We start from the raw sequence: 26,296 nt of genomic DNA on the forward strand, positions 1-26,296 counted from the left end.
TCGTCAATTACTGTTCGGTTTGGAGGTAACACAACCCCCATTCCCTGTTTTTTGGCAGTTTCTGAGTTGTCTAAAAGGTGACTTAGTACTGATATCTGCCATTTTAATGTGCTTCACCGCTACCTAGTTTTGTGAAATCAAATACGTAATTCACCAAAATCAACTACGTAAATCAAACGCTAACTAGTATCTACTATGAACATTCCTCTATCATTAGAAAAAGCAACTAAAATCAACCTCTTTGATTTTAGATCAACTCAAATGAGAACCTTCCACCTAAGCTGGATCGCTTTCTTCCTGTGCTTCTTTGGTTGGTTTGCACATGCACCACTGATGAACTCTACCATCGGGCCTGACATGGACCTGACCAAAGCACAAAAGATTACAGCCTTCATTGCCTCAGTAGGCGTCACCATTTTTGCTCGCTTACTGATAGGAAACCTTTGCGACAAAATAGGGCCTAGAAAAAGCTATACCTACTTACTCATATTTGGAGCCATTGTAGTAGCAGGTTCATCCTTTGCCTACAACTGGGAAACTTACCTGATCTCAAGAATGGCGATCGGAGTGATCGGTGCTTCATTTGTTATCACCCAATATCACACCACAAAAATGTTTGCTCCCAACGTTGTAGGTATTGCCAACGCCACCACTGCTGGATGGGGAAATCTTGGTGGAGGTGTCACTCAAGCTCTCATGCCCTTAATCGCCTCTGGGATGTTAGCCTTGGGATTTGCAGAATCAGAACTCTCGAAATGGAGACCTGCGATGTTTGTACCAGCCATCATCATGCTAGGTGTAGCTTTCTTATACTGGAAGTACACTAAGGACACCCCAAAAGGCAACTTCGACGAAGCTCCGGAAGAAAAACCACAAGCTATTGAAGGCGAATCAGGCTTATTTGTCTCAGCCGTAAAAGACAAAAGAGTATGGATCTTGTTTGCCATCTATGGTGCTTGTTTTGGACTTGAGCTATTCGTAAATGGACGAGCAGCCACTTACTATCAGACTAAGTTTGAGCTCAACGAAACCACGGCTGGAATGATAGCGGCATTGTTCGGACTGATGAACTTATTTGCTCGTTCGATGGGTGGCTGGTTAGGTGATCGTTTCTCCAAAATAGGTGGATTGAGTGGAAGAGTGAAATGGCTCGTGATGGTGCTTTTCGTAGAAGGCTTAGCCTTAATTCTGTTTTCCAGAATGGACATGCTTGGCTTGGCAATTGTCACCATGATCATTTTCTCGTTATTCGTTCAAATGGCTGAAGGAGCTACCTACTCTGTGGTTCCATTTATCAACAAAAAATCATTAGGAGCAGTAGCCGGTATCGTCGGCGCTGGAGGAAATGTAGGTGCAGTGATGTATGCACAATTTCTCCTCAGAAGCGGTTCAACACTAGAAAACAGTTTCATGTATTTCGGCATGGCCGTAGTAGCGATCAGTTTGCTAGGACTCGGAGTCAAGTTTTCTGAGGCAGACGAAGCAGCAGCTGTGGATGAACAAAAGAAATTAGAAGCGATAGAACTAGAACTCCAATCTAAGGAGAAACTAGCCGCCTAAGACTTTGGGGTTTAATGCTGTAAAAGTCCTGCCGATTGGCAGGACTTTTTTTCAATTTATTAATTAAACAATTCGGTGAAACCGGATTTCTAATCAATACAGCTTAGCCTGTTCCGATTCATCTCCAATATTCCACGGTTCATCCATACCAATCCCCGACTTACCGATTTACAATTCTATTTACAATCAGCTATTCTGAGTTTTGAAGCATCAAAAAATTAAAACTCAGATGACCAAATCAATTTTAACACTAATCTTAATAGGCGCTTCACTACTCACCGAAGCTACTACGATCAAAGGACGAATCACTGACCCTACCGGCGAAGGCCTCCCTGGGGTTAATGTATTTATCAAAGACACCTACGATGGTGCCACCACCGATATGAACGGCAACTATTCGTTTGACACTTACGAATCAGGACAACAAACCTTGGTGGCTAGTTTTATCGGATACAAAAAGCATGAGCAGATCGTCGACTTATCCAAGTCATTTACTCTCAACCTGGAGTTGAAAGAAGAAGTGAACCGACTCTCGGGGGTGACCATCACTGCAGGCAGCTTCGAAGCCAGCGATGAGAAAAAAGCAGTGGTTCTGAAACCACTAGACATTGCAATGACTGCAGGTGCTCTCGCTGATATCCCTGGTGCACTAAGTAAACTTCCTGGCACTTCTACCAATGGTGAATCAGGAAGGCTATTCGTGCGCGGTGGTACTGCTGCGGAAACCCAGGCTTTCATAGATGGTATTTTGGTTCACAGCTTTTACACACCAGCTCCTAATAATGTTCCATCCAGAAGTAGATTCTCTCCTTTCCTATTCAAGGGAACTTTCTTTAGCACCGGAGGTTATTCAGCCGAGTATGGTCAGGCCTTGTCTTCAGTACTGTCTCTGAATTCGAATGACATCGCCGACGAAACCAGAACAGACCTGTCCTTTATGACTGTGGGTGTAGATGCCTCACACACTCAAAAGTGGGAAAATGGTTCTGCATTTGGCCAGGTGAATTACACCAACCTTGATCCCTATATGAATCTTGTAGACCAGGCCTACGACTGGGAGGATGGATACACATCACAAAGTGGCACATTCATGCTCCGTCAGAAACTGAGTAAAAACGACATGCTAAAAGTGTATGCCAATTACGACCACAGCGCCTTTGTAATCAATCAGGAAAGTTTGAATCAAACAGGCTATGATCATACAGACATGGGCAATAACAATTTTTACCTAAACACAAGTTACAGAAGGGCTATAGGAGAAAACAGCACAGCTTATGTAGGCACCTCCTACGGAAGAACCTATACTGATGTGATCTTTAATGAGGCTCATGTGAAAGACACCCAAAATAGTGTACATACCAAAGGCTACTTCACTTCTGACATCAACAGTCTTTCTATAAAAGTAGGCGGCGAAATCATGAGCACGAAGCACGAAGAAAAAACAGTCATTGAAAATGGAGGCACATTTACTCCTGACTACACCAATCATCTTTCAGCTGGGTTTGCCGAAGCTGACTACTACCTGACCAATAGCTTGACCATTCGTGGTGGATTGCGCTATTCACACTATTCTCTTTTCAGCGAAAGTGCGCTCTCTCCGAGACTATCTATGGCTTTGAAAACCGGAGAAAATGCGCAGCTGTCATGGGCCTACGGAAAGTTTCACCAGATGCCAACACGAGACCTCTTGCTCCGCTCACAGCAAATGAGTTTCGAACGGGCCGATCACTACATGCTCAGCTATCAGACTATCAACAATGGCAGAACCTTTCGCTCAGAGGTTTATTACAAAAATTATGATGACTTGGTGAAATTTGATGGTAATGACCCATATAACCCAACCACTTTCAACAACAACGGTGGTGGCTATGCCAGAGGTATTGATCTCTTCTGGAGAGACAGCAAAACCTTCAAAAATGTAGATTACTGGGTTTCTTACTCCTATATTGATACAGAGCGAGACTTCCGTGACTTTCCATACCAAGCTCAGCCCACATTCGCGGCAGGTCACAACTTCGCAATAGTGTATAAGCACTGGTTGCCCGACCTTAGAACCCAGGTAGGGGCTTCTTTTACCTACAACAATGGTCGACCATACGACGACCCCAACATAGATGATTTCAATGGAAGTCAAACCAAACATTACTCGGACTTGAGCTTCAACTTCGCTTACTTATTCAAGCCTAACTTCATCATCTACGCCTCCGCAACCAACCTACTAGGACGCGACAATGTATTCGGGTACGACTATGCAGACAATCCTAATGCAAATGGCGTCTATGAATCGAGACCTGTGGGACAGCCGGCCAAAAGATTTTATTTCCTCGGGGTGTTCATTACCCTGACCAAAGACAAGAACAAAAACAACCTTGAAAATTTATAACAAATAGAAACTCATGAAAAAGTCAATTTTAACTGTATTGGGAATTGTGGTAGCCACACTTTCTATACTCGCAGCAGATGGTCAAAACGAACTAACTGTTGTCATCAAAAACATGAAAAACACAGACGGTGTACTCGAAGTTACACTCTTCGACTCTGAAGGCAACTGGCTCAAAAAAGGCCAGAAGCAACAAGTATCGATTGATAATACTGCTGAAGTAAAAGTCGAATTCAAAGACCTTCCAGAAGGCACGTATGCCGTTGCCGTCATTCATGATGCCAATGCTAACGGTGAATTGGACACTGGTGCCTTTGGAATCCCAACTGAAGCCTATGGCTTTTCGAATGATGCCCGTGGCATGTTCGGTCCCGCCGATTTCAACGAAAGTCAATTCGAAGTGAATGGCAACAAACAAATTGAAATCAAAATCAAATAACTCAACTAAACATCATACTATGAAATCTCTAAACATTCTTATCGTCCTTGTATTTGCGGCCATGTTTGCCAATGGACAAAACAAAAAATATATAAAAACCATGGAGGCCAGCATTCCAGGCATATTCCAGGCAGAAAGTCTGGAAGCGCTGGATGCCTCCGCCAATAAATTTGACCGTATAGGCCAGGCAGAAAGTTCAGAATGGGAGCCTTATTATTACGCTTCGCTGTCCTATGTATTCAAAGCATTTAAAATTGATGACTTACAAACTAAGGACAAGGCATTGGACCAAGCCCTGGTTTCATTGAGCAAGGCCTCTACGCTTTCAGAAAACAATTCAGAACTTATTGCCCTACAAGGCTTTATCAATATGATAAAAATAGGTGTAGATCCAGGCACGAGAGGCCAAACATTATCGCCAAAGATCATGGCGGATTTTGGAAAAGCAATGGAATTAAATCCAAACAACCCTCGAGCTAATCTCTTTATGGGACAAATGCTATTTGGAACCGCTCAGTTTTTTGGAACAGGCGTAGGAGATGCCTGCGCATTGGTAGACAAATCCATCGCCCTATTTGAATCTGAAAAGCCAGAGTCAAGTATAGCTCCAAGTTGGGGGATCTATAGTGCCAAGCAGTACAAACAACAATGCGAAACGGCATTAGCAAAAACCGAATCTCAGGAGTAAAGTAGGTATCAGGGGAGATCTTACAGAAGTTTCAAACCCCTCAGAGTTCTTTTGCAAGGAACTCTGAGGGTATTTCTAGAACTCAGAATCTCTCGCCTATGACGATGAATTACTTGTCATTTCGCTTTTAGGCCAGCCTCCATTATTTTGCAACTTTAACTCGAATCATGTCAGACATCAATTATTGTAGCAGTATTTCGAAAGACCCCAAGGCACTCATCCAGACTTGGTTTACCATTCCATTTCTTGGAGCATTGGTAATCACCATTTTTTACGATTTCCATAATCTTAGAGAAGGAGATTACATTACTTTCATGCAAAGTTGGGGTGTATCGTATGCCTTTTGGAGTCTGATTTCTAATGGCCATAATATTATTATCTATTGGATAGACAAGCGATGGACGTGGCTCGATCATCCAGTCCAACGTATGTCGATTGGCATTCTGGCCATCTTCACTTATACACCCATCGTTTCACTAATCATTATTTATTGTTTTGTTGAGTTTGTCCTGGACGTACGTTTTTCTAAAGTAGTTGAAAATCAGAGCATTTTCGGCATGCTTCTGGTCCCGATGGTTATCACTGTGGTAATAGCCTTATGGGGCCATGGCAGGGGCTTCTTTTTAGAATGGAGACAAGCAGCCATCGACGTGGAGCGTCTGAAAAACGAAAACCTTAAATCTAAATTCGAAACACTCAAGACACAGGTCAACCCGCACTTCCTCTTCAATAGTTTGAATGCTTTAACCTCATTGGTCTATGCGGATCAAGGCAAGGCGGTAGACTTTATTCAAAAGCTCTCTCAGGTCTATCGCTATGTGCTGGATCATCAAAACGACGAAGTGGTACCATTACAAACTGAAGTCGACTTTCTTAAGTCCTTTGTTTACCTCAACACTATTCGGTTTGGGGATAATTTCGTAGTGGAATATATAAACATGGAAAATTTTGATTCAAACGAATCTGTACCACCGGTAACGCTACAAATGCTCATTGAAAACTGTATCAAACACAATGAAATTTCGAAAAAGAATCAACTCAAAATATCTATAGAAAGGAACAACGGATTCGTTAGTATTGAAAACAACATCAACCCTATTCAAAAAGCGAAACAAGACTCCAGTGGATTGGGGTTAAGCAACATCATTTCTCGATATGAAATGTTATCTGATCAAAAAGTGGAAGTAGCACCTTCTGCAAATGTTTTCAAAGTGACCGTGCCCATCCTTACACTAGAATCATGAAGGTACTAATTGTAGAAGACGAGGGCATAGCGGCAGATCGATTGATCCAACTGCTGAACGAATTGGACAAGACGATTCAGGTGGTTGAACATTTAGATTCTGTTCAGTCCGTGGTAGAATGGTTTCAAACCAATACCTCTCCTGATCTTGCATTTTTCGACATCCAACTGGCGGATGGTTTGAGTTTTGAAATCTTCAAGCAAGTGGAAATCGACTGTCCAATCATCTTCACGACAGCCTACGATCAATACGCTATTGATGCCTTCAAAGTCAACAGTGTCGATTATCTTCTCAAGCCCATGATGGAGGCTGATTTGCAGCGAGCCCTAGATAAGTTCAACAAGCAAAAGCAGTCAAGCACTCCATCAGTAGATGTATCCGCACTCATGCAACTGATGCAACAACAAAACAAATCCTACAAGGAGCGATTTGTGATCAAAGTAGGTGAACATCTAAAATCGGTACTGACAGAAGAGGTCGAGATTTTTCTGAGTGAGAACAAAGCGACCTATCTTCTATCCAAAGAAAGCAAGAGGTACATCATAGACTTCACCTTGGATCAAATTCAAGAAGCAGTAGACCCCAAGTCCTTTTTTAGGATCAATAGAAAATATTTGATCCATATCGACGGCATCAAAGACATCATCACCTACTCCAACAGCCGACTTAAATTGGAATTGCACCATTTCAATGCCGATGATCTGATCGTCTCTCGAGATAAAGTCGCTCAATTCAAAGATTGGTTGGATCGATAGCACTTTTCACCTCGTCATTGTCCGTCCCGATAGCTATCGGGATACGGGCAATCTGCCGATGATTTGCAGAAGGTTCTCTGACACCTGATGTCCTACCATACAGATCCCCCGGACTATCGCCGTGGGATGACGCTTTCCAAAAGGCACCGAACCAAATCTCACCCTTCATTGATAATTTCCCGTATCTGCAACAAACCCTTTTACTATGCATATTCAGATTTTCATTTTATTATTCATATTTGCCCACACGCTTTCAGCACAAACTAAAAACATGGGAATAGCAACTTTCGGCAATGGCTGCTTCTGGTGTACAGAGGCCATATTTCAGGAATTAAAAGGAGTATCAAAAGCCGTATCCGGCTACATGGGTGGAGAAGTAAAAGACCCTACCTACAAAGAAGTTTGTTCGGGTACGACAGGTCATGCTGAGGTTTTACAAATCACTTATGATCCGGCTGTGATCACATTCGATGAATTGCTAGAGGTTTTCTGGAAAACACATAACCCTACCACCCTCAACCGTCAGGGTAATGATGTGGGCACACAATATCGCTCGGCCGTGTTTTATCACAATGAGGAACAAAAGAAACTGGCTACTGAATACAAAACCCAACTGAATGATTCGGGTGCCTGGAGCGACCCGATCGTCACCGAGATCACCGCCGCAGACACGTTCTACCCTGCCGAAGACTACCACCAGGAGTACTTCAGCCTCAACGGCTCACAGCCCTACTGCAACTTTGTGATTCGTCCCAAAGTAGAGAAGTTTAAAAAAGTATTTAAGGATAAATTGAAGGGGTAATTAACAACAGTAAACCCTATAGGTTTAAATAGAACTACTCCTTCACAATAGCGAACGGATGCAATTGCACAGGATAACCGTCGGAAGATAATTTACCGCCATCATCCCCAAAGATTCCATGATATAAGACATTCACTCCTGATGCATCATCGACATAGAACGTCTGTTTGAATTCACTGGATTTGTTGTCACTGCTCGATGTTTGTGTGCCTTTCACCTTGTTGGCAACCACGGCAGACCCATTCAGTTGAGCTATAATGGTTTCAAGGGTTTGAAAAATAATAGTGACAGTTTCGGTCGCATCAGAATTTTCGCAAGTCTCTCCAGTATATTGATGAATAGTAATGATAAGACCCTTGCCATCAAAGTCAAAAGTCTCGTTCAATCTAAAATCAGTAAAGTCAATACAATTAGAGCGCCAGATGCCGTCCATAGAAATTTCATTTCCACTACTAGTCAATACAGTTGTTTTGATCAGATCTTTCTCACTACAACTCCACAACAGAAAAAATAAACAGGTGTTAGATAACATTTTGTTGAAATACATTTTTTGATTTTTTGATAATGCCCAAATCAACGACCAATTCTTACGAACAGCGATCTTTTTAAGTATTCAGATGTTCGAATACAGGTATCCGAATAAAATATTTGTGTAAAATTGAATTATGATAGTGATTCATGATGTGTCAATTTTAATCAACGCCATATTTTTTGGTCTTAGCGTTTTCCTTGCCATCCTACTTTGGAATCAAAAAACATCTTATCGCACATCAAACAGAATGCTATCCTTGTTGTTGATAGCTATCGCACTCACCACATTCAATACCATTATCCGACTTTCCTACTATATGGATGCCATGGATTTTTATCAGCAAATTTCCAATGGTGCCTTGCTGCTGATGGGTCCAGCCATTTATTTATTCGTTAAAAGCAGGATATCAGACTTGATAAACTATAGATGGCTCATTCACTTTATGCCCTTCCTTTTGTATGCAGTTTTGATTTTGAGTCGAGGCCTCCTCTTCTGGCCAGAAGATATGAGTAGGATAAACCATTTTGCATTTCTCACATTCGTACTTCAATGGCTCGGGTATATCGTAGCTTCATTTTCATTAATTAGAACCTATAACCAACATGCCAAACAAAATTTCTCAAATCTCGAGAAGCATGATCTAAGTTGGATTAAAATTATACTAGCCTTATTCTTGACCATTTTAATTTTTCGATTATCTCTGTTGGTCTATTCCGTCTTAGTGGAAAAAGTACTTGATGCAATAGGCCTTAATCTGACCTTAGGATTTGCAATTCTTACCTGCTACTTGGGTTATAAAACCTTCAAGAATCCTGAACTGTTCGTTAAACTCACCAGTTATAACCAATCGAAATTATCTAAAGAAGACCTTCTACTTTACAAGGAAAAAATTGAATCTGCGATCACCAACAAAGCTCTTTATACAAATCCAAAATTGACCATTACTGAGTTGGCCGACAAGGCCAGTTTACACAGTCGTGTAATTTCTCAAACACTCAATCAAGGAATGAATCAAAACTTCTTTGACTTTGTAAATCACTATAGAGTTAAAGACTTGATGAAAAAACTGAAAGAACCAAAAGCCGGCAACTATACACTACAGGCCTTAATGGAAGAGTCAGGCTTTCAGTCACCATCCGTAGCATATGCCGCATTCAAAAAAGCAACAGGGACTACTCCGGCGAAGTATAGGAAAACAAACCTTTAAGGTTTTCAAACCATATAGGTTTATACAAGGCTACTCCTGCCTCAAAGACTTCACCGGATTGGCCCTAGCCGTACGAATAGACTGGAAGCTGATAGTCGCCAAAACCAAAGCGATAGTGACTAGACTGGCGATACCAAAATTCCAATAAGAGATATCTACGCGATAAGCGAACTCATCCAACCATGAGTTGGCCAGATAATAAGCGGCAGGAATGGCGATCAGCATCGCACCCAAAGCGAGTAACACAAACCGCTGCGATAAGAGCAATACCAATCCCGAAACCGAAGCGCCAAGCACCTTTCGTATGCCTACCTCCTTCATCTTTTGTCCGGCAATAAACATGATCATACCATAAGAACCAAGGCAAGAAATAAGAATCGCCAAAATGGAGAAATTACCAATAAGCTTACCCAGCTGCTCTTGCTCACCATAGCTTTGTTGCAGTTGTTCGTCTAAAAACTGGGCATCAAATGTCTCAGTAGGAAAGTGTTTATTCCATACCATTTCAATCGCACTTAAAGTCTCCGGTATATTTTGATTATGAATCTTAAAGGAAAAATGAGTGAAAGCCGGTACTCGGATATCTACTATCATTGGGCCCAGCGCTTGCGACAAGGGCATAAAATTGAAATCCTTAGCCACGCCCACTACCTTACCTATTTTACCTTCTACATTGATAGATTTGCCTAGTGCCTCTTCCGGCGAACCAAAGCCGTAGGTATCTATGGCTGTTTCATTGACGATAAAGGCAGCTTGTGGATCCGTTTCAAATTCCTCTGAAAAATCGCGCCCAGCTATGATCTGGATGCCATAAGTACTAATAAAATCAAAGTCTACAGAAAGCACAGGTGCCAGCAGATTATCTTCTGCTGTAAAACCGTCAGGGATGACGTTTCTATGTGCAACACCTGCTCCCGGGATTCCGGCTGACAAGGTACTGGCAAGTACACCAGGTATACTGGTCAGCTCTGTTTCGAAAGCATCCATGGCTTTTCGTTTGTCTTCACTCACCGCGCCAAACACATTGTTAAAGTTGGCACTCATCACTGGAGCAGTAATCATATGATCCTTATTCAAACCCAAAGGCTTGTTTTGCAAAAAACTCAACTGGTCATAGACAATCAGCGTACCTGATATTAAAAGAATAGAAATCGAAAACTGAATCACAATCAATCCTTTCCTGAACGACAGCCCTCCCTTAGCATCACTACCACTCAAACCTTTCAGGCTATAGATTGGCGATATCCTGGTCGCAAAAAATGCCGGATACAGTCCAGCCAATAAACTCGTGATTAAGAACAACCCTATAAAACCAAGAAGAATCTCTGGGCGATATAGTGCACCTAACTCCAGTTCCTTGCCTGTCACCTCATTAAGAATGGGTAATAAAAATACTGACGAAAGATAGGCCACTATGGCTGCTACTCCTGCCGTCACAAAGGACTCTCCTAGAAATTGAGTAACCAAGCTACCTTTCCAGGCACCCATCACTTTTCGCATGCCTATCTCTTTGGTACGCTGAAGCGATCGCGCGGTAGACAAATTCACGAAATTGATGCAGGCTATCAGGAGTGTCAAAGCGCCAACCGCCATAAACACAAAAAGGAATACCCTGCTGCCCGATGGTTCTAGCTGTGCACCCACTTCATCATTCAAATGAATATCCAGCAAAGGTTGAATCTTGAAGGATTGGCCCTTCTGCATATTTTCAGGGATTTTTTCCGTCACAAAGTCTGCAAATCGGGTATTCACGGCTTCGGGGTCTGCGCCTTCTTTTAGCAGCACATAAGTCGGCGAATGTGACACCATCCAGTTAAGTTTAAAATTTTGGCGCAAGCCTGTAGCCAACGGCTCCGGCTCCAGATCATACATATTTTGATAAGGCACCAAAGCATTGAAATGAAAGTGAGAGTTGGTAGGATATTCAGCCACTACCGCCGTCACACGAAATGGCTTACCTTCCATTTTTATGGTTTGACCAATAGCAGATTGATTACCAAAATATTTCTTTGCCAATTGATCAGTGATGATAGCAGTAAACGGTTCTTGCAGTGGTAGTTCTGTAGCCCCCTCTAAAAATTCGAAATCAAAAATTTCGAATGTAGACGAATCCGTGAAGAAGAAGTTTTCCTCCTCAAACTTTTTCATCTCGCCATTCGCTCCACCTACTTGCACGCTGATTCCCCTTGTAAAGAGTCTGGTAGTTTTTTCAACTTCAGGAAAGAAGTCATTGAGATGCTCGGCAAATACAGGAGGTACCCTACCAATGTTAAATTCTTGAATAAAGTACTGCAACCGATAGATTCGATCCTTCTTACTCTGAAATTTGTCATAACTCAATTCGTCATTGACAAATACAAAAATGAGCAAGCAACAAGTCAAACCACCGGCCAGGCCGACGATGTTAATCAGGCTAAAAGCTTTGTGCTTAAATAAATTTCGAATGGCAATTTTGATGTAATTCTTGAGCATGACCGAGTGTTTAAGTTTGAGTTTGTTCTAATGGTTAGTACTAGATAACCCTTTCTTATTACAAACCAGCTTCGGTTTTGAAGAATGGAACTTTGTAGATACAAGCGGTTGTGTAAAACTCATATATGTCGGCTTTTTGCTGATTTCTAAAAAAAGAAACTCAATTTGTTATGCATGCATACTATTTTTTTATATATTTGAATTTGTTATGCATGCATAACAAAAGAAAAGTCATTAACTTTAAGCATTAATAAAGAAAAAGATATGGAAACCACAGCGGAAAAAAGATCGATTCGAGGAGGAGAATTTCTCATCAAAGAATCACAGGCAGAAGACATCTTCATCAGAGAGGAGTTTTCCGAAGAGCAAAAGATGATGGCTCAGGCTACTCAGGATTTCATTGAAAAGGAAATCAACCCTAACATAGAAAAAATTGAAAAGCAAGAAGAGGGGCTCATGCCTTCGCTCATGGAAAAGGCTGGTGAGCTCGGGCTACTAGGTGTGTCTATTCCAGAAGAATATGGCGGACTGGGCATGAACTTCAACACCTCAATGCTTATTGCAGACGAAATCGGAGCTACAGGGTCTTTCTCTACAGCTTACGGTGCACACACAGGCATTGGAACTTTGCCCGTACTCTACTATGGCAATGAAGAGCAAAAGAAAAAATATTTACCCAAGTTAGCCACAGGTGAGTGGAAATCATGTTACTGTCTAACAGAACCTGATGCAGGATCAGATGCCAACTCCGGCAAAACCAAAGCGGAATTGACAGCAGATGGCAAACACTATGTAATTAATGGACAAAAAATGTGGATCTCTAATGGTGGATTCGCTGATCTTTTGATCGTATTTGCAAAAATCGAGGACGACAAGAAATTGACCGCCTTCTTGGTAGAAAAAACTTATGGTGGTATCACTATGAATGACGAGGAAGTGAAGTTGGGCATTAAAGGCTCTTCTACTCGTCAGATTTTCTTCAACGACTGTAAGGTTCCCGTTGAAAACATGCTTTCGGAACGAGAGAATGGTTTCAAAATCGCAGTAAATATTTTGAACATTGGCAGAATCAAATTAGGTGCTGGTGTGATCGGAGGATGTAAGGAAGTAATCTCACAGTCAACCAATTATGCCAATGAAAGAAAGCAGTTCAACACGCCTATTTCCAGCTTTGGTGCGATCAAGCACAAATTGGCTGAAATGGCAATCAAAACCTGGGTAACTGAATCTGCCGCCTACAGAGGTGGACAAAATATTGACGACAAGATCGAAGATATGATTGGCAGAGGCATTGATCCTGCTGAAGCAAAATTGAAGAGTTTTGAGCAGTTCTCTATAGAATGTGCAATTATCAAAATACATGGATCTGAAATGCTAGACTATGTAGTAGACCAAGGCGTACAGGTGTATGGTGGCATGGGATTCTCAGAAGAGGCGCCAATGGCTAGAGCCTATAGAGATGCACGTATTACAAGAATTTATGAAGGCACCAATGAAATCAACAGGATGTTGATGGTCGGAATGATCATGAAGCGAGCAATGAAAGGAGAATTGAATATTATGGAGCCTGCCATGGCAGTTGCGAAAGAATTGGTTTCGGTGCCTTCTTTCGAAGTTCCTGACCTTTCAAAGCCATTCGCTGAAGAAAAAGATGTCTTGAAAAAATTGAAAAAGGCAGTCTTGATGGTGGCTGGTAAAGCAGCACAGACTTTTGGCCCAAAGCTGGAAGAAGAACAAGAGATCATGATGAATGCAGCAGACATGATGATTGAAATCTACGCAGCGGAGTCAGCGCTTTTGAGAGCAGAAAAATTAGTGAGCATGAATGGCGAAGAAGCTACCAAAATGCAAGTAAACGCTGCCAAAGTGTATTTGTATGAAGCTGTTGAGAAAATCAACAAAGCGGGTAAAGACGCGATAGCTTCATTCGCTACCGGAGACGAACAAAAAGTAATGTTGATGGGATTGAAAAGGTTTACCAAAATGAATCCTGTAAACATCAAGCAGCTAAGAAGAGAAATCGCTGATCATTTGATTAGCAAAAACCAATACGCTCTTTAATTAAGCGCAAATCCAAAAATACAATTGTTTGATTTAGTATCTAAAGGCCGTTCTAACGAGAGCGGCCTTTTTCTTTTTCGCACACCCAATGAAAGTCAAGTCCCCTCCCGAGAGGAGACTTGCTTATTTTATAAGAGAAGGCCAACCAATTATGTCAATGGTTGGGGAATCCCCTCACCCCAACTCCCCTACGATTAACTTCCCATGATAGGCATCTGCACTAATTAGTTCATCTATATCATCAAGATTAGTATTTGTCACTTTACCTGCAGCAATAATTTGAATTTTGCCTTGGCCAGCATCAATCATTCTTTTGATCACCTTTGCTCCTTCTTTAGCTGTGGGCTTTCCTCCTGACGTAAGCACCCCTGTGATTTCAGGAATGGAGAGCAGTTGCCTTACTCCTTCTACTGGGTCTTTTAATTCATCAATCGCCTTGTGAAAAGTGACTTTCATTGGTGCGGCTAGTTCAGCCAGTTTTTTTGTGGCTAAGAGGTCAATATTGTTTTGCTTGGTGAGAAGGCCTAGTACAATTTCTTGCACGTCCATCTTCTTTAAAAACTCTATAGTAACAGCCATTACATCTATCTCTTCTTCCGTATAGACAAAATCTCCCCCCCTCGGCCGAACCATCACTTTCGTATGAATGGAGAGGCTATTTAATACCTCTTCCACCAACGACATATCTGGGGTAATCCCATCTAAATCCAACCTTCCGCAAAGCTCAATTTGAGTAGCTCCCAATTCTTCAGCTTTTTTTGCTCCTTCAAAACTTTTAATACATGCTTCTTTTACCATGGTGTAGTTTTCAACATATCGTACAAATTACTTTCAAAGCTACCAAAACGCTATTAACTTAATTATCCAATCAAAACATAACCATGAAAAAACTACTAATTTTCACACTCTCTTTATTTCTCTTTCAAACTGTTACTACCGCCCAAGACAAACCCGTATCAGTGTATATGAGTCAATTCAATGTGACTCCAGAAGATTTGGAAGCTGGATTGAAAGACGCCAACGCTTCCTTTCTATTCGAGGCACGAGTACATCAAATTGTAGGACAAGACACGACTACACAACTAGGGAAGTTTGATCCCAAACTGCCGGTATCTGAAAAATGGATCATCCTGGAACACGATGGTCGAGCTCCAACTAAGAAAGAATACAAAACATTTTACAAAAACCACAACACGAAAAAAGATGGAATTAATGCCTCCATCATTGCGGACAGCTGGGAAATAGAATCTGAAGATGAGAACCTTCTGGTTGTTAGTTTCATGTATGATGAAAAGTCTCTTCCACGGAAGTATCACTTTTTAACTGACACCAAAGGACACGCTCACATTAACAAAAAAGCAAACCGGCTGATGCACGTCATCTTCAAAAACGATACCCCTCAAAAAGTGAAACAGTTTAAGGTGAAATCTTACGAACTGTTTATGAAATACTACTTTGACACTCGAGATAAAATCTACCTTATCGAATGGGAAGATCTCAAAATGGAAACGACCGATGGGCCAATGAAAGAATTAACTGAATTTTTTGATTATCGTAAAGTAAAATAACTATGAAAAACCTAACTCATGCATTTATCATTGGCTTGCTCATCAGCTGCATAGCTACCCCAAATGTTTTAGCACAAAAACTCAATTATGGCAACTCTGTTTCCGTCTTAGTCCCGACTGGCGACTTTGGAGATGTTTATAAAGGCGGTTTTGGTGTCAACGCTAACTTCGAAGCCAAACTCAGCAAAATAGCCGTTGTCGGCCAATTCGGATATTCTATGTTTACTGGAGATGATCTAGATGGCTCCGAACTTGAAGATGCAACTGCCTGGGACTTACTGGCAGGTATAAAACTCAGTTTGTTAGGCCCACTCTATTTGGAAACCCGAACAGGTTATTATTTTGGCGATTTTGACGAATTTGTTGTCATTCCCGCTGTTGGCGCAAGGATCAAAAAGTTTGACTTCAATGCCGGATATCAATTATCTGGAGATGTGAATTTTCTAAGCTTTCGTGTTGGTTACCTTTGGGGTGGATCGGATTGATAGTCCTTTCTACTTCTTTTTGTTCCACTTGAGAAGAGGAATACGCTCACCTTGTGCTGAGCATTCAATCATTTTTGCCAAACGGCGCTGGCGAGTAGCTTCTTGTTTTGCACTTATGACCCACCACACGGTGGGTTTCTTTATAGAAGGTGGTAACTCATTGAAGAAAGTCCAGGCCAAGTCGTTGGCACGAAGCTGATCCTCGTATTCTTTATGAAGCTTAATTTCCTTCTGTTCGAAGGATGCTTTCCTTGCATTTTCTTTATCCCGTTTCTTGTAAATAGCCATGCCTGCAGGAGACACCAAATCTTCAGCGATAAGGTGCTTCATCTTTTCCAAATTCACTGCACTCCAATGACTTTTTGGTTTGCGTGGTGTAAAACGAATTTTATAACTCTCCTCATCGATAGATTTTCTGAGCCCATCAATCCAACCATAACAAAGTGCTTGATCCACGGACTCTGACCAGGTCATAGAAGGTCTTCCGGATTTCACTTTATAAAACCCCACCCATTGCTCCGTTAGTTGCTGATGATGCTCTGCTAACCACTGACCAAACTCAGGTGCCGAAGAGAAAAAAACAACATGCTCAGACATATTCTTTAATTAAGCTTAATTCAAAAGTATAAAAGGTGTATGATAAATCTGCCTTCCTTTATTGTGACATTTCCCATTGCTCTCACTCTATACTTTAATCTTTATTTGTTTATCAAATTTTAAGAACAGAACGGTATGAAAGTACAACTGGCCATAGCCATTGTGACTATCGCGCTCTCAGCGTGTAGAAATAGCACTTCCAACTCCAATGCTTCAGCTCCTTTCGAAGCAGAAGTAGATAGTCTTCTTTCCTTAATGACCATTGAGGAGAAAGCAGGACAGCTCAATCTATATGCTGGTAGCTGGGAGTTCACCGGACCTGTACCTGAAGACGTTGACAACCAAAAAAAGTTTGAGAATATTAAGAGTGGACGTGTTGGAGCTATGCTCAACGTAATCACTGCAGAAGGTACCAGAGAAGCTCAAAAACTAGCCATAGAAAATAGTCGTCTGGGTATTCCCCTACTCTTTGGATATGATGTTATACATGGTTATAAAACCATGATGCCGATTCCTTTAGCGCAGGCTGCCAGCTGGGACGCAGAAATAGCCAAATCCGGCGCAGAGGTTGCGGCCAAAGAAGCCTCCGCCTCAGGAATCAATTGGACTTTCGCACCCATGATGGATATAGCTCGTGATGCACGATGGGGACGGATGATGGAAAGTCCTGGTGAAGATCCTTATTTAGCTTCTTATATGTCCAAAGCATGGATTGAAGGGTTTCAAGGTGGGGATCTCTCAAACAAAGCTACTATAGCAGCCTGTGCCAAACATTTTGCTGCCTACGGTTTTGCTGAAGCTGGTCGAGACTATAACACTGTGGATATCAGTATGCAGACGCTATACAACATGGTATTGCCTCCATTTAAGGCCGCCAGTGAAGCGGGTGTTGCCTCATTCATGAACTCATTTAATGAAATAGGTGGTGTGCCTGCCAACGGCAGTGAGCTGCTTCAACGAGAATTACTCAAAGGAGCGTGGAACTACCAAAATGGATTTGTAGTATCAGATTGGGGTTCTATTGGAGAAATGATCACTCACGGTTTTGCTGCTGACACACTGGAAGCTGGATATAAAGCGTTAACCGCTGGTAGCGACATGGATATGGAAGCTCATATCTATGAAAACTCTCTTGAAGAGCTTGTTTCATCTGGAAAAATCAGTGAAGAGATATTAGATGATGCGGTTCGAAGAATCTTGACCATCAAGTTTCAGCTAGGTCTATTTGCCAACCCCTATCGATATAGTGATGTAGAGAGAGAAAAGTCGGATTTACTAACCAAAGAAAACTTACAAGTAGCCAGAGAAGCTGCACGTAAATCAATAGTTCTTCTAAAAAATGAAAACAACCTTCTTCCACTTAGCAAGAAAGGACAATCCATAGCCGTAATTGGTTCTTTGGCAGCTGACAAGGATGTGCCTTTAGGCAGCTGGAGGGCTCAAGCTAATGAAGGAAGTGCCGTATCGGTATGGGAAGGAATACAACAAGCGGTTGACAACAAGAGCAGCGTCACCTTTGCTCAAGGTTATACCTTGACAAAAGGAAGAAGACAGTTCGTTTATGAATTGGAGTTTGTAGAAGGAGATCAATCAGGATTTGCAGACGCTATCAATCTAGCCAAAAAAGTAGATGTGGTAGTACTGGCCCTAGGAGAGGATTGCTGGCAATCTGGCGAAGGTCGTAGTCAAACAGACATTGGTCTGAAAGGTGATCAATTGGATTTGATGTACGAATTGCTCAAGGTAAACAGAAACATTGTGGTGACACTAATGAATGGTCGCTCGTTGGCTATTCCTGCATTGGATGAGAATATTCCTGCCATTTTGGAAGTATGGCATCTGGGCTCTGAAGCCGGCAACGCCATCGCTGACGTGTTATTTGGGGATTATAACCCGTCAGGAAAACTTCCAGTGAGTTTCCCTAGAAACGTGGGACAGTGCCCGATCTACTACAACCATAAAAATGGAGGACGACCCACTACAAACCCGCATGATGCTGGTATGGTGTTTTGGTCACATTATACAGATTCACCGAACACACCGCTTTACCCCTTTGGTTATGGTTTAAGCTATACCACTTTCGAGTATGCTGATCTAAAACTCTCATCTTCAGAAATGAATCAAGCGGATCAAATTACTGCGTCAGTAAAAGTTAAAAATACCGGAATGGTAGATGGACAGGAAACAGTACAGCTCTACATCAGAGACTATGTAGGCAGTGTTACTCGTCCTGTGAAAGAGTTAAAAGGTTTTGAAAAAATTACGCTAAAGCCTGGGGAGGAAAAAGAGGTCCAGTTTACTATCAATAACGAAACACTCTCCTACTATCGGGCAGATCTGTCTTTTGGCTCTGAGCCTGGCAAATTTGCTGTGATGATAGGTGGCAATTCCCAAAAAATATTAACGACTGATTTTAGATTAGTTGATTAATAGATTTTAGCAAAAATTAGTTTTGGGTAAGTGGAGAGGAGTCGAGAGGCTCCTCTTTTTTTGTCTGCTTTAGTGCATCCGATCTGGGCGCACCTCTAGGTTCTTTAGAATTTCAGCTTCTGCTTCCAAAAATTCTGACCAGCGATTCATCACATAGTCTTCTGGTTTAAACTTCTTAGCCATATCAAGAAAACTGTTGTAATGACCAGCCTCTGAAACCATCAATTCAAAATAGAATTTACTTAGTTCTTCGTCTTGGATGTTCTGGTGTAGAATTTTGAATCTTTCACAGCTTCGTGCTTCGATCAATGCATTCAATAGCAATTTTTCAACCAGTTGATCCTCTCTACTGCCACCGCCCTTTAGGATCTTGGAAATAGCCAGTACATACTCGTCCTTTCGCATGCGATCGAGCTTGATCCCACGTTTTTTCATCATTTCGAGTACACGTTCGAAATGACTCCACTCCTCGGCCACAAGGTCAGTCAGCATTTCCACCAGCTCTTCGTGCTCAGGATATTGTACGATCAATGAAATACCTGAGGAAGCAGCCTTCTGCTCACAATAAGCATGATCTATCAAAATTTCGGCAATCGACTTCTCTGCAATATTGACCCATCGAGGGTCTGTGGGTAGGTTGAGACCAAGTGTTGTTTTATTCTTCTGCTCCATACTTATCAATCATAAAAATGCCACCTTAGCCCCAAGTCTATCATCTTCCTGGTTCCTGGGTAATACGGCGTCTCAAAGTAGCCCTCCTCTTTCTTTTGATTGAGATATTTGAACTTGGCCCATAAACTCAGTTTCTGAGCCTTCATCACAAAGAAAAGGTCTGCCGTCCAAAAGGATGGGATCTCAAAATCGTTTTGAATGTAGAACTGCTGCGTAATTGGGTCGTAAGCATTCGCGTAGTATGCGGATTGCCACCTTAGGTTGAAACCCAGTTGCATTTCCATATAATTGTTGAAGACAATGTTATCATAGTACCACTTACCGAAATAGTTCCAGTCTGGCGTTCGAATAGCATCTGCACCATCTCCAGCCACATGATTAAATATCGTTCTGTTCTCGAATTTGAAATGTTTTCCTACAGTAAAATCGGCCTTTAATGAATACTTGTTGACTAACGCAACCGCTGAATTTTGAGCTGGCAAACTATCCGTTCCGAAATAAACATAATTATCAATAGATGAAATCTTAACTTCAGGTTCTAATCGCACGAATGGAAAAGCATAAAACACAGATCCGGATATCGTATTGGATAATATGTCAGAAAAGTTGTTGGACCATTCATAGTGATTACCGAAATATCGCTCAGTCATGAAGGATGGCAGAGATTTGCTAGACTTATATTCAGCCTTTAGAAAGTTGTTCTGGTATCGACCAGAAAACCTGTACTGACCACCATCATTTACTTCTACTTCACCACTGAGTGCATTGCTCTTTGTTACATACAAGACAATATCCCCTCCCAGGTAGTTTTCAGCCGTATGCCCAAAAGTATCCAGATGCCTGTAGCTAAAATCTATATCCCTTCTTTTTACATAACCCGAGTAGAATATACGTTTACCCGCTCTTCCCTTCAGGCCTGCCTCTACTTTCCATTCATTAAACAAGGAGGCATCTAAGGTAGAGTCGGTACGAATCAAGAATTGATTATAATAATCTGTAGTCGAAGACAAAGGATAGTCCTCATATTTATTTTCTACATTATTCCGCTCAGCTACTGCATAAACCTCAAAAAATTCGGCCACGGAGTATTCTTGATAAAGATGCAATCGGGTTCGATTATCAGAACTAGTAGCATTTCTTAACTTGATATCTGAATCCTGATATTGAAAATAATCCCGTTCTTCGGGATCATCCGGCAACTTAATGCCGCCCGTTTCACTGGCATCATGTTCAAACTTGTAGGCATGAAACATTAAATGATACTTCGAATTCTTAGAACTGTGAAAGGTATAGGCATCAACTGCCGTTCCTGAAATTTGCGTTTCTCTCAGGGATGAGGCGCCAATCAATTTAAAGGAAGATATCTTATGCACATCGAAACCTATATTCCACTGGGCGTTGATATTTCTTGAAAAATTGAAATCCACGACGTTTCTACCTTTCCCTCCAAAGCCAACGCTCAACTCCATAAAGGGAGACTTTGAATCATAATATTTAAAATCGTCTGACTTTTTCACATAAGGTGTATACGACTCAAACCCCGTAGTTCGCCCTACGGTTTGCGGTTCGGAGTAATAAATTGGCCGCAAGGCAGTACCATTGTTGCCTAGATCCTGATATACAATTTCCGTTTTGTCTTTAAATTCAAATCGCTCCAAATTGTGTATGGCAGTGTCAATGGTATGATACAACGTATCACTTCGCATCAAATCCTTTTCAAAAATATACCTTGTGGTAGTCGGTCCATAAACCAACTTGGTTGTATCGTCTAGCAATTGCGACCAAGCAGAAGTAGAGAGGCATATAAAAACGAAAAAGAGTAATCTATTCACTATCTGGATTTGCGTTTGGCAAGATGTTCAGAATCAAGCGCTCAAAGTTAGGACGATCTGCTATAAATTCTATTTCTTCAGGAGAATTAAATGAGTTTAAAGCGTCAAATGAATTGCTGATAAAAAACACAGGGGTCTCCTTTTTCAGATACGGTAGCAAAGACCTTTCCAATTTTACACGACCTTCATTTTGAGGGGAATTGTAAATCAGCACCGCGTCAGCTTGCTTTGCCCCTGTTTTGCCCTCCTGCAAATTGCCAACAGGAAAAATTGCATCATTGATAAATGGACGATTGTAATCCGAGATTAACAACCTGAACTGAGGTCGAATTTCATTCTGTGCGAATTCTCCATCCAATATAAATGCCGGTGTATCCGGATTGCACTGAAACCATTCCGACAAACCTAGCACCCTATGTGTTGTGCAAAAAGTATGCGTTGCATTTAAAGGCCAATGATATAAGGTCAATTTCTGCTTTTCTTTTTCTAATTGATAATTTGAAATCTTATAACGATCAACGTGAAGGGCTCCTTTCAGCAACCGCTGTATATATCTGGAAATGGATACAGCAGGTTCATTAACCAGTGAACCTACAAAAACCACTGGAATTTCAAACTCTACAGACTTCCAGACGCCGAGTTCAAAGAGCCTGTTTCTTAAAATACCTCGACACCAGTTCACCACCGCTAGGGGCCACCACACATACCTCCATTTTGCAATCATCATTCAAAATTAATCGCCCGAAGACTAACCTCATCTTTGTTAGCTCATTAATTTAGCCACAGGGATTACTTATCTTTAGAAAACTATGCGAATAAACGATATTATTGGAGCGCTTAATCAATGGGCTCCTCCTTCCTATCAGGAGTCTTATGATAATGCAAGGCTGATCACAGGCAACCTAGAGCAAGAACTTCAAGGAGTATTGATTAGTTTGGACTGTACAGAAGAAGTAGTGCAAGAAGCCATAGATAAAGGTGTCAATTTGATTATTGCTCACCACCCGATAGTATTCAAAGGGTTAAAGTCATTTACTGGCAAGAACTATGTAGAGCGTACCGTCATCAAAGCCATTAAAAATGACATTGCCATTTTCAGTATTCATACCAATCTCGACAACGTAAACACAGGAGTGAATCGTATGATTTGTGACCGGATAGGATTGACAAATTGTAAAACGCTTGCTCCTAAATCTGGGATACTCAGCAAAATCGTAACCTTTGTCCCCTCGAATGAGGTACAGAAAGTTCTTGACGCACTCTACAGTGTTGGCCTCGGTCATATTGGCAACTATGATGAATGTAGTTTCCAAGTAAAAGGAACGGGCTCATTCAGACCAAATGATCAGGCAAATCCAACTGTAGGAAAACAAAATGAACGTGAGATGGTTGAAGAAACCAGAATAGAAGGAATATTTCCCTCTCACTTAAAAGGCAAGGTAGTCGCTACCTTGAAAAAAGCCCATCCCTACGAAGAGGTGGCCTACTATCTCACCTCGCTAGAAAATGAAAATCAAGAAGTCGGATCAGGTATGGTGGGAGAATTAGAATCCCCGATGCCGACTGAGGCATTTATGACGTTCCTTAAAGAACAATTCAACTTAAAGGTTATTCGGCACACCGTTTTTCACAAAAATGAGGTGAAAAGAATTGCTGTTTGTGGAGGAGCTGGAAGTTTCCTATTGGGGCATGCCAAAGGAGTAGGAGCCGATGTTTTTGTAACGGCAGATTTTAAGTACCATGAGTTTTTCGATGCCGAAGAAAAAATAATCATATCTGATATCGGACATTATGAAAGTGAGGTGTTTACAAAAGAATTGATTTGCAATTTTTTAAAAGAAAAATTCGCTAATATTGCACTCAATTTATCCGAGGTGGATACAAATCCTATAAAATACTTTTAAAATACATGGAAAGTACGGTAGCAAAAAAGCTCGAAGCTCTAACAAAATTACAGTCAATAGATTCACAATTAGATGAATTAATTAAAGTCAGAGGGGCTTTACCTGAGGAAGTGATGGATCTCGAAGATGAGATAGCCGGATATGAAACTAGGGTAAACAATCACAACGGCCAAATCGAGGAATTGGAATTGGCTATTTCTAACAACAAGACTGCCATTAAAGATGCTGAAAAACTCATCGCTAAATATGAGGAGCAGCAAATGAATGTTAGAAACAACAGAGAGTATGATGCAATCACCAAAGAGGTGGAGTTGCAGCAGTTGGAGATTCAAATTCTTGAAAAAAGAATAAAAGAAGCTTACGCTAACATAGAGGCTAAGAACGAAGAAATCTCTGACACAAAAAATGCTCTTGAAGAAAGAAAAAAGGACCTTGACAGCAAGAAAGGTGAACTAGACAACATCACCACAGAAAGCAAAGAGGAAGAAGATAAACTACTCAAAGGAAGAGAAAAAGCATCCAAAGGCATTGAAGAGCGTTTACTCCTGTCTTACAACAAGATCAGAGAGAACGTGAGAAACGGATTGGCAGTTGTTCCTGTGAAGAGAGATGCTTGTGGCGGATGTTTCAACATCGTACCTCCACAAAAGCAAGCTGAAATCAGAGAGAAGAAGAAACTGATTGTATGTGAGCATTGTGGAAGAGTATTGGCAGATGTAGAAGAAGTAGTAGTAGAAGAGAAAAAGCCAACAAGAACAAGAAGAAAAGCAGCGGCAAAGAAATAAGCTAGTTTGAAGGCTGTTTTAAAACATATTACAATATTAAAGGTGGGCGTGTCTCACCTTTTTTTATTTTTCACCTTTCTTGCTTTTACCCCATGTCAGGCACAAAGCATTAAAGATCATCCTGAAATTTACGAGGCCTATCACGATGTATTGAGACTTCGTCTGGAAAGCGCCCGAACCAAACTCAATCAGGTTATCCCTAACCACGCACAGCTTGGACATTATCATTATGTAAAAAGTCTGGCAGATGTTATTGAAATTCTAGTAACAGAGGACCCAAAGCTGTTCAAAGAATACGAAGACAGCGAAGACGACAACCTTGATGGTCTCAGAGAAATGGAAGACTCGGACCCTCATAAGCGCTTCTATAATGCAGAAATAAGAACCCAGTGGGCCATTGTGAAAATTCTGTTTGACGAAGATATGAGAGCAGGCATGTCTTTAAAAACGGCTTACAATTACATAGAAAAAAACATCGAAAAGCACCCTAACTTCACTTCCAATTATAAATCCTACGGAACCCTTCATGTACTATTTGCCGTAGTGCCTGAAAGCTATCATTGGGTACTCAAACTTTTTGGTATTCGAGGCAATGCTATCCTAGGCTGGGAAGAGCTCAATAAAATACAGCCAGACAATCCCTACTGGCTTGAAACCGGTCTGATCAAGTCATTGATTGCCATTAATATTTTAAACAAAGAAGAGCAGACACTTTCTCTATTAGATGAGTTAAGGCGGTCAAACAAAGACAATCTTGTTGTCAACTACTTATATAATACAGCCCTAATAAAATATGCAAAAAGTGAGCAAGCTTTGCCTAATTTGCGTAAGCTCCTTTTCACCAGTTCAGATTATTATCGTATAGACAACATCTACTACAAGCTAGGTGATATTTACATGCAAAAACAGCAGTACCCATTAGCCAGATATCACCTTTCCAAGTTTCTAAATCAGTACGATGGCAAAAACTACATCAAGGATACCTGGTTCAAAATTTTCTTGAGTTATTGGCTCGAGGGCAACGAAAAAATGGCGGAAATCCATTGGAACAAAGCCAAAGAATCCGGTCAGACTTTGGCCTCCGCCGATAGAAATGCAAACAGTTTGCTGGAAGAAGATGAGTACCCAAATCCGCTTTTGATGAAAGCCCGTCTGGCCACAGATGGCGGCTATTTCACTTTAGCTAAACAAGCGCTGGAAGATATTCAACAAGGCTCTTTAGCTGACAAAAAAGAGGAGTCCGAATATTTTTATCGTTTTGGGCGACTCTATGACAAGACAGACAGAGATCAGGATGCTATTTTCAACTACTTGAACTCAATTAAAAAAGCAGGTAAGGAAAACTGGTACTTTGCTCCTTCAGCCTGTCTATACACCGGGTACATCTACGAATCTCGTAAGGAATACGAAAAGGCTGAATTCTACTACGAAAAAGCTATGTCGTACAAAAAGCATCCCTATAAAGCCGGTATAGATCACAAAGCCCACGCGGCACTGCAACTACTTAGAGACAAACTCCCGAAGGAGAAAAAATAGTTTAGCAACAGCCGTCTTCTGCACAAACCGTACGTTTTGCAAAAAACTGAGAAAACGACTCTGAAATCGCCTCCCACTTTTCTGAATCAATACAATAGCAGGTACTGGTTCCTTCGATATTACCTTTAATAATACCCAGATTTTTAAGTTCTTTGAGGTGCTGTGAAACAGTAGCCTGAGCCAACCCGAGTTCTCCCACAATATCACCACAAATACAGCTGTTGGCCTTCAGTAGGTATTCAAGAATAGCAATTCGAGCTGGATGTCCGAGCGCCTTTGACATGACCGCCAATTCATTCTGATGTGTTGAGAATTTTTCTGTCTTTGATAATCCCATAATCGTAATA

The 26,296-nt window shown here is 41.3% G+C and carries 23 protein-coding genes; 15 read left to right on the forward strand and 8 right to left on the reverse strand.

Annotated features, from left to right (window positions below):
* The first annotated feature begins 195 nt into the window (after nucleotides 1–195).
* The 7 genes from ACO6S2_RS16840 to msrA all read left to right on the forward strand — a co-directional run bounded on the left by ACO6S2_RS16840 (nucleotide 196) and on the right by msrA (nucleotide 7,868).
* Nucleotides 196–1,560: an MFS transporter gene (locus ACO6S2_RS16840; RefSeq protein ID WP_422359725.1), complete on the forward strand. Its 1,365-nt coding sequence runs from the start codon at nucleotides 196–198 to the stop codon at nucleotides 1,558–1,560.
* 229 nt (nucleotides 1,561–1,789) lie between these two features.
* Nucleotides 1,790–3,943 carry a TonB-dependent receptor gene (locus tag ACO6S2_RS16845; protein ID WP_422359726.1) on the forward strand — a complete coding sequence of 718 codons (2,154 nt, stop codon included), beginning with the start codon at nucleotides 1,790–1,792 and terminating at the stop codon, nucleotides 3,941–3,943.
* Nucleotides 3,944–3,956: 13 nt separating this feature from the next.
* On the forward strand, nucleotides 3,957–4,379 hold the full coding sequence (locus ACO6S2_RS16850) for a DUF2141 domain-containing protein (protein WP_422359727.1): 423 nt from the start codon (nucleotides 3,957–3,959) through the stop codon (nucleotides 4,377–4,379).
* A 19-nt stretch (nucleotides 4,380–4,398) separates the two neighbouring features.
* The gene (locus ACO6S2_RS16855) at nucleotides 4,399–5,067 is read left to right on the forward strand and encodes a hypothetical protein (RefSeq protein WP_422359728.1); all 669 of its coding nucleotides are present in this window, start codon (nucleotides 4,399–4,401) and stop codon (nucleotides 5,065–5,067) included.
* 167 nt (nucleotides 5,068–5,234) lie between these two features.
* On the forward strand, nucleotides 5,235–6,311 hold the full coding sequence (locus ACO6S2_RS16860; RefSeq protein WP_422359729.1) for a sensor histidine kinase: 1,077 nt from the start codon (nucleotides 5,235–5,237) through the stop codon (nucleotides 6,309–6,311).
* Nucleotides 6,308–7,066: a LytR/AlgR family response regulator transcription factor gene (locus tag ACO6S2_RS16865; RefSeq protein ID WP_422359730.1), complete on the forward strand. Its 759-nt coding sequence runs from the start codon at nucleotides 6,308–6,310 to the stop codon at nucleotides 7,064–7,066. Before ACO6S2_RS16860 ends, ACO6S2_RS16865 begins: the two co-directional genes overlap by 4 nt.
* A gap of 271 nt (nucleotides 7,067–7,337) precedes the next feature.
* A complete protein-coding gene (msrA, locus tag ACO6S2_RS16870) occupies nucleotides 7,338–7,868 on the forward strand; it encodes a peptide-methionine (S)-S-oxide reductase MsrA (protein ID WP_422362454.1) in 531 nt (176 codons plus the stop codon).
* 34 nt (nucleotides 7,869–7,902) lie between these two features.
* Here msrA and ACO6S2_RS16875 read toward each other — a convergent pair whose 3' ends face one another.
* Nucleotides 7,903–8,415, reverse strand: a complete 513-nt coding sequence (locus tag ACO6S2_RS16875; protein WP_422359731.1) for a hypothetical protein — start codon at nucleotides 8,413–8,415, stop codon at nucleotides 7,903–7,905.
* A 118-nt stretch (nucleotides 8,416–8,533) separates the two neighbouring features.
* On the opposite strand from ACO6S2_RS16875, the gene ACO6S2_RS16880 reads away from it, so the two are divergent.
* Nucleotides 8,534–9,607: a helix-turn-helix domain-containing protein gene (locus ACO6S2_RS16880; RefSeq protein WP_422359732.1), complete on the forward strand. Its 1,074-nt coding sequence runs from the start codon at nucleotides 8,534–8,536 to the stop codon at nucleotides 9,605–9,607.
* Between the two features lie 30 nt (nucleotides 9,608–9,637).
* On the opposite strand, the gene ACO6S2_RS16885 is transcribed toward ACO6S2_RS16880, so the two are convergent.
* A complete protein-coding gene (locus ACO6S2_RS16885) occupies nucleotides 9,638–12,079 on the reverse strand; it encodes an ABC transporter permease (protein WP_422359733.1) in 2,442 nt (813 codons plus the stop codon).
* A 264-nt stretch (nucleotides 12,080–12,343) separates the two neighbouring features.
* Here ACO6S2_RS16885 and ACO6S2_RS16890 point away from each other — a divergent pair, with 264 nt between their 5' ends.
* A complete protein-coding gene (locus tag ACO6S2_RS16890; protein WP_422359734.1) occupies nucleotides 12,344–14,140 on the forward strand; it encodes an acyl-CoA dehydrogenase family protein in 1,797 nt (598 codons plus the stop codon).
* Nucleotides 14,141–14,314: 174 nt separating this feature from the next.
* Here the strand turns inward: ACO6S2_RS16890 and ACO6S2_RS16895 are convergent, their stop codons facing one another.
* Nucleotides 14,315–14,938 (reverse strand): copper homeostasis protein CutC, encoded by a 624-nt coding sequence (locus ACO6S2_RS16895; protein ID WP_422359735.1) that lies wholly within the window; start codon nucleotides 14,936–14,938, stop codon nucleotides 14,315–14,317.
* Nucleotides 14,939–15,021: 83 nt separating this feature from the next.
* On the opposite strand from ACO6S2_RS16895, the gene ACO6S2_RS16900 reads away from it, so the two are divergent.
* Both ACO6S2_RS16900 and ACO6S2_RS16905 read left to right on the forward strand, forming a co-directional pair.
* Entirely contained in the window at nucleotides 15,022–15,708 is a 687-nt protein-coding gene (locus ACO6S2_RS16900; RefSeq protein WP_422359736.1) for a hypothetical protein, read from the forward strand.
* Nucleotides 15,709–15,710: 2 nt separating this feature from the next.
* The gene (locus tag ACO6S2_RS16905; protein WP_422359737.1) at nucleotides 15,711–16,193 is read left to right on the forward strand and encodes a hypothetical protein; all 483 of its coding nucleotides are present in this window, start codon (nucleotides 15,711–15,713) and stop codon (nucleotides 16,191–16,193) included.
* A gap of 9 nt (nucleotides 16,194–16,202) precedes the next feature.
* Here the strand turns inward: ACO6S2_RS16905 and ACO6S2_RS16910 are convergent, their stop codons facing one another.
* On the reverse strand, nucleotides 16,203–16,790 hold the full coding sequence (locus ACO6S2_RS16910) for a YdeI/OmpD-associated family protein (RefSeq protein ID WP_422359738.1): 588 nt from the start codon (nucleotides 16,788–16,790) through the stop codon (nucleotides 16,203–16,205).
* Between the two features lie 135 nt (nucleotides 16,791–16,925).
* On the opposite strand from ACO6S2_RS16910, the gene bglX reads away from it, so the two are divergent.
* Nucleotides 16,926–19,220, forward strand: a complete 2,295-nt coding sequence (gene bglX, locus ACO6S2_RS16915) for a beta-glucosidase BglX (RefSeq protein ID WP_422359739.1) — start codon at nucleotides 16,926–16,928, stop codon at nucleotides 19,218–19,220.
* 69 nt (nucleotides 19,221–19,289) lie between these two features.
* On the opposite strand, the gene ACO6S2_RS16920 is transcribed toward bglX, so the two are convergent.
* From ACO6S2_RS16920 to ACO6S2_RS16930, 3 genes are read right to left on the reverse strand one after another with little or no spacing between them, the layout of a single operon-like run.
* Complete coding sequence (locus ACO6S2_RS16920; RefSeq protein WP_422359740.1) at nucleotides 19,290–19,892, reverse strand: tRNA-(ms[2]io[6]A)-hydroxylase; 603 nt, start codon at nucleotides 19,890–19,892, stop codon at nucleotides 19,290–19,292.
* A gap of 5 nt (nucleotides 19,893–19,897) precedes the next feature.
* Nucleotides 19,898–21,724 (reverse strand): putative porin, encoded by a 1,827-nt coding sequence (locus ACO6S2_RS16925; RefSeq protein ID WP_422359741.1) that lies wholly within the window; start codon nucleotides 21,722–21,724, stop codon nucleotides 19,898–19,900.
* Entirely contained in the window at nucleotides 21,717–22,451 is a 735-nt protein-coding gene (locus ACO6S2_RS16930; RefSeq protein ID WP_422359742.1) for a tetraacyldisaccharide 4'-kinase, read from the reverse strand. Before ACO6S2_RS16930 ends, ACO6S2_RS16925 begins: the two co-directional genes overlap by 8 nt.
* Nucleotides 22,452–22,533: 82 nt before the next feature.
* Between ACO6S2_RS16930 and ACO6S2_RS16935 the strand changes: the two genes are divergently transcribed.
* From ACO6S2_RS16935 to ACO6S2_RS16945, 3 genes are read left to right on the forward strand one after another with little or no spacing between them, the layout of a single operon-like run.
* Complete coding sequence (locus tag ACO6S2_RS16935; protein ID WP_422359743.1) at nucleotides 22,534–23,628, forward strand: Nif3-like dinuclear metal center hexameric protein; 1,095 nt, start codon at nucleotides 22,534–22,536, stop codon at nucleotides 23,626–23,628.
* 5 nt (nucleotides 23,629–23,633) lie between these two features.
* Nucleotides 23,634–24,413: a zinc ribbon domain-containing protein gene (locus tag ACO6S2_RS16940; RefSeq protein WP_422359744.1), complete on the forward strand. Its 780-nt coding sequence runs from the start codon at nucleotides 23,634–23,636 to the stop codon at nucleotides 24,411–24,413.
* Between the two features lie 48 nt (nucleotides 24,414–24,461).
* The gene (locus tag ACO6S2_RS16945) at nucleotides 24,462–25,949 is read left to right on the forward strand and encodes a tetratricopeptide repeat protein (protein WP_422359745.1); all 1,488 of its coding nucleotides are present in this window, start codon (nucleotides 24,462–24,464) and stop codon (nucleotides 25,947–25,949) included.
* 1 nt (nucleotide 25,950) lies between these two features.
* On the opposite strand, the gene ACO6S2_RS16950 is transcribed toward ACO6S2_RS16945, so the two are convergent.
* Nucleotides 25,951–26,286 carry an ArsR/SmtB family transcription factor gene (locus tag ACO6S2_RS16950; RefSeq protein WP_422359746.1) on the reverse strand — a complete coding sequence of 112 codons (336 nt, stop codon included), beginning with the start codon at nucleotides 26,284–26,286 and terminating at the stop codon, nucleotides 25,951–25,953.
* Between the last annotated feature and the right edge of the window lie 10 nt (nucleotides 26,287–26,296).

Source organism: Reichenbachiella sp., assembly GCF_965233835.1.
GTDB lineage: Bacteria > Bacteroidota > Bacteroidia > Cytophagales > Cyclobacteriaceae > Reichenbachiella.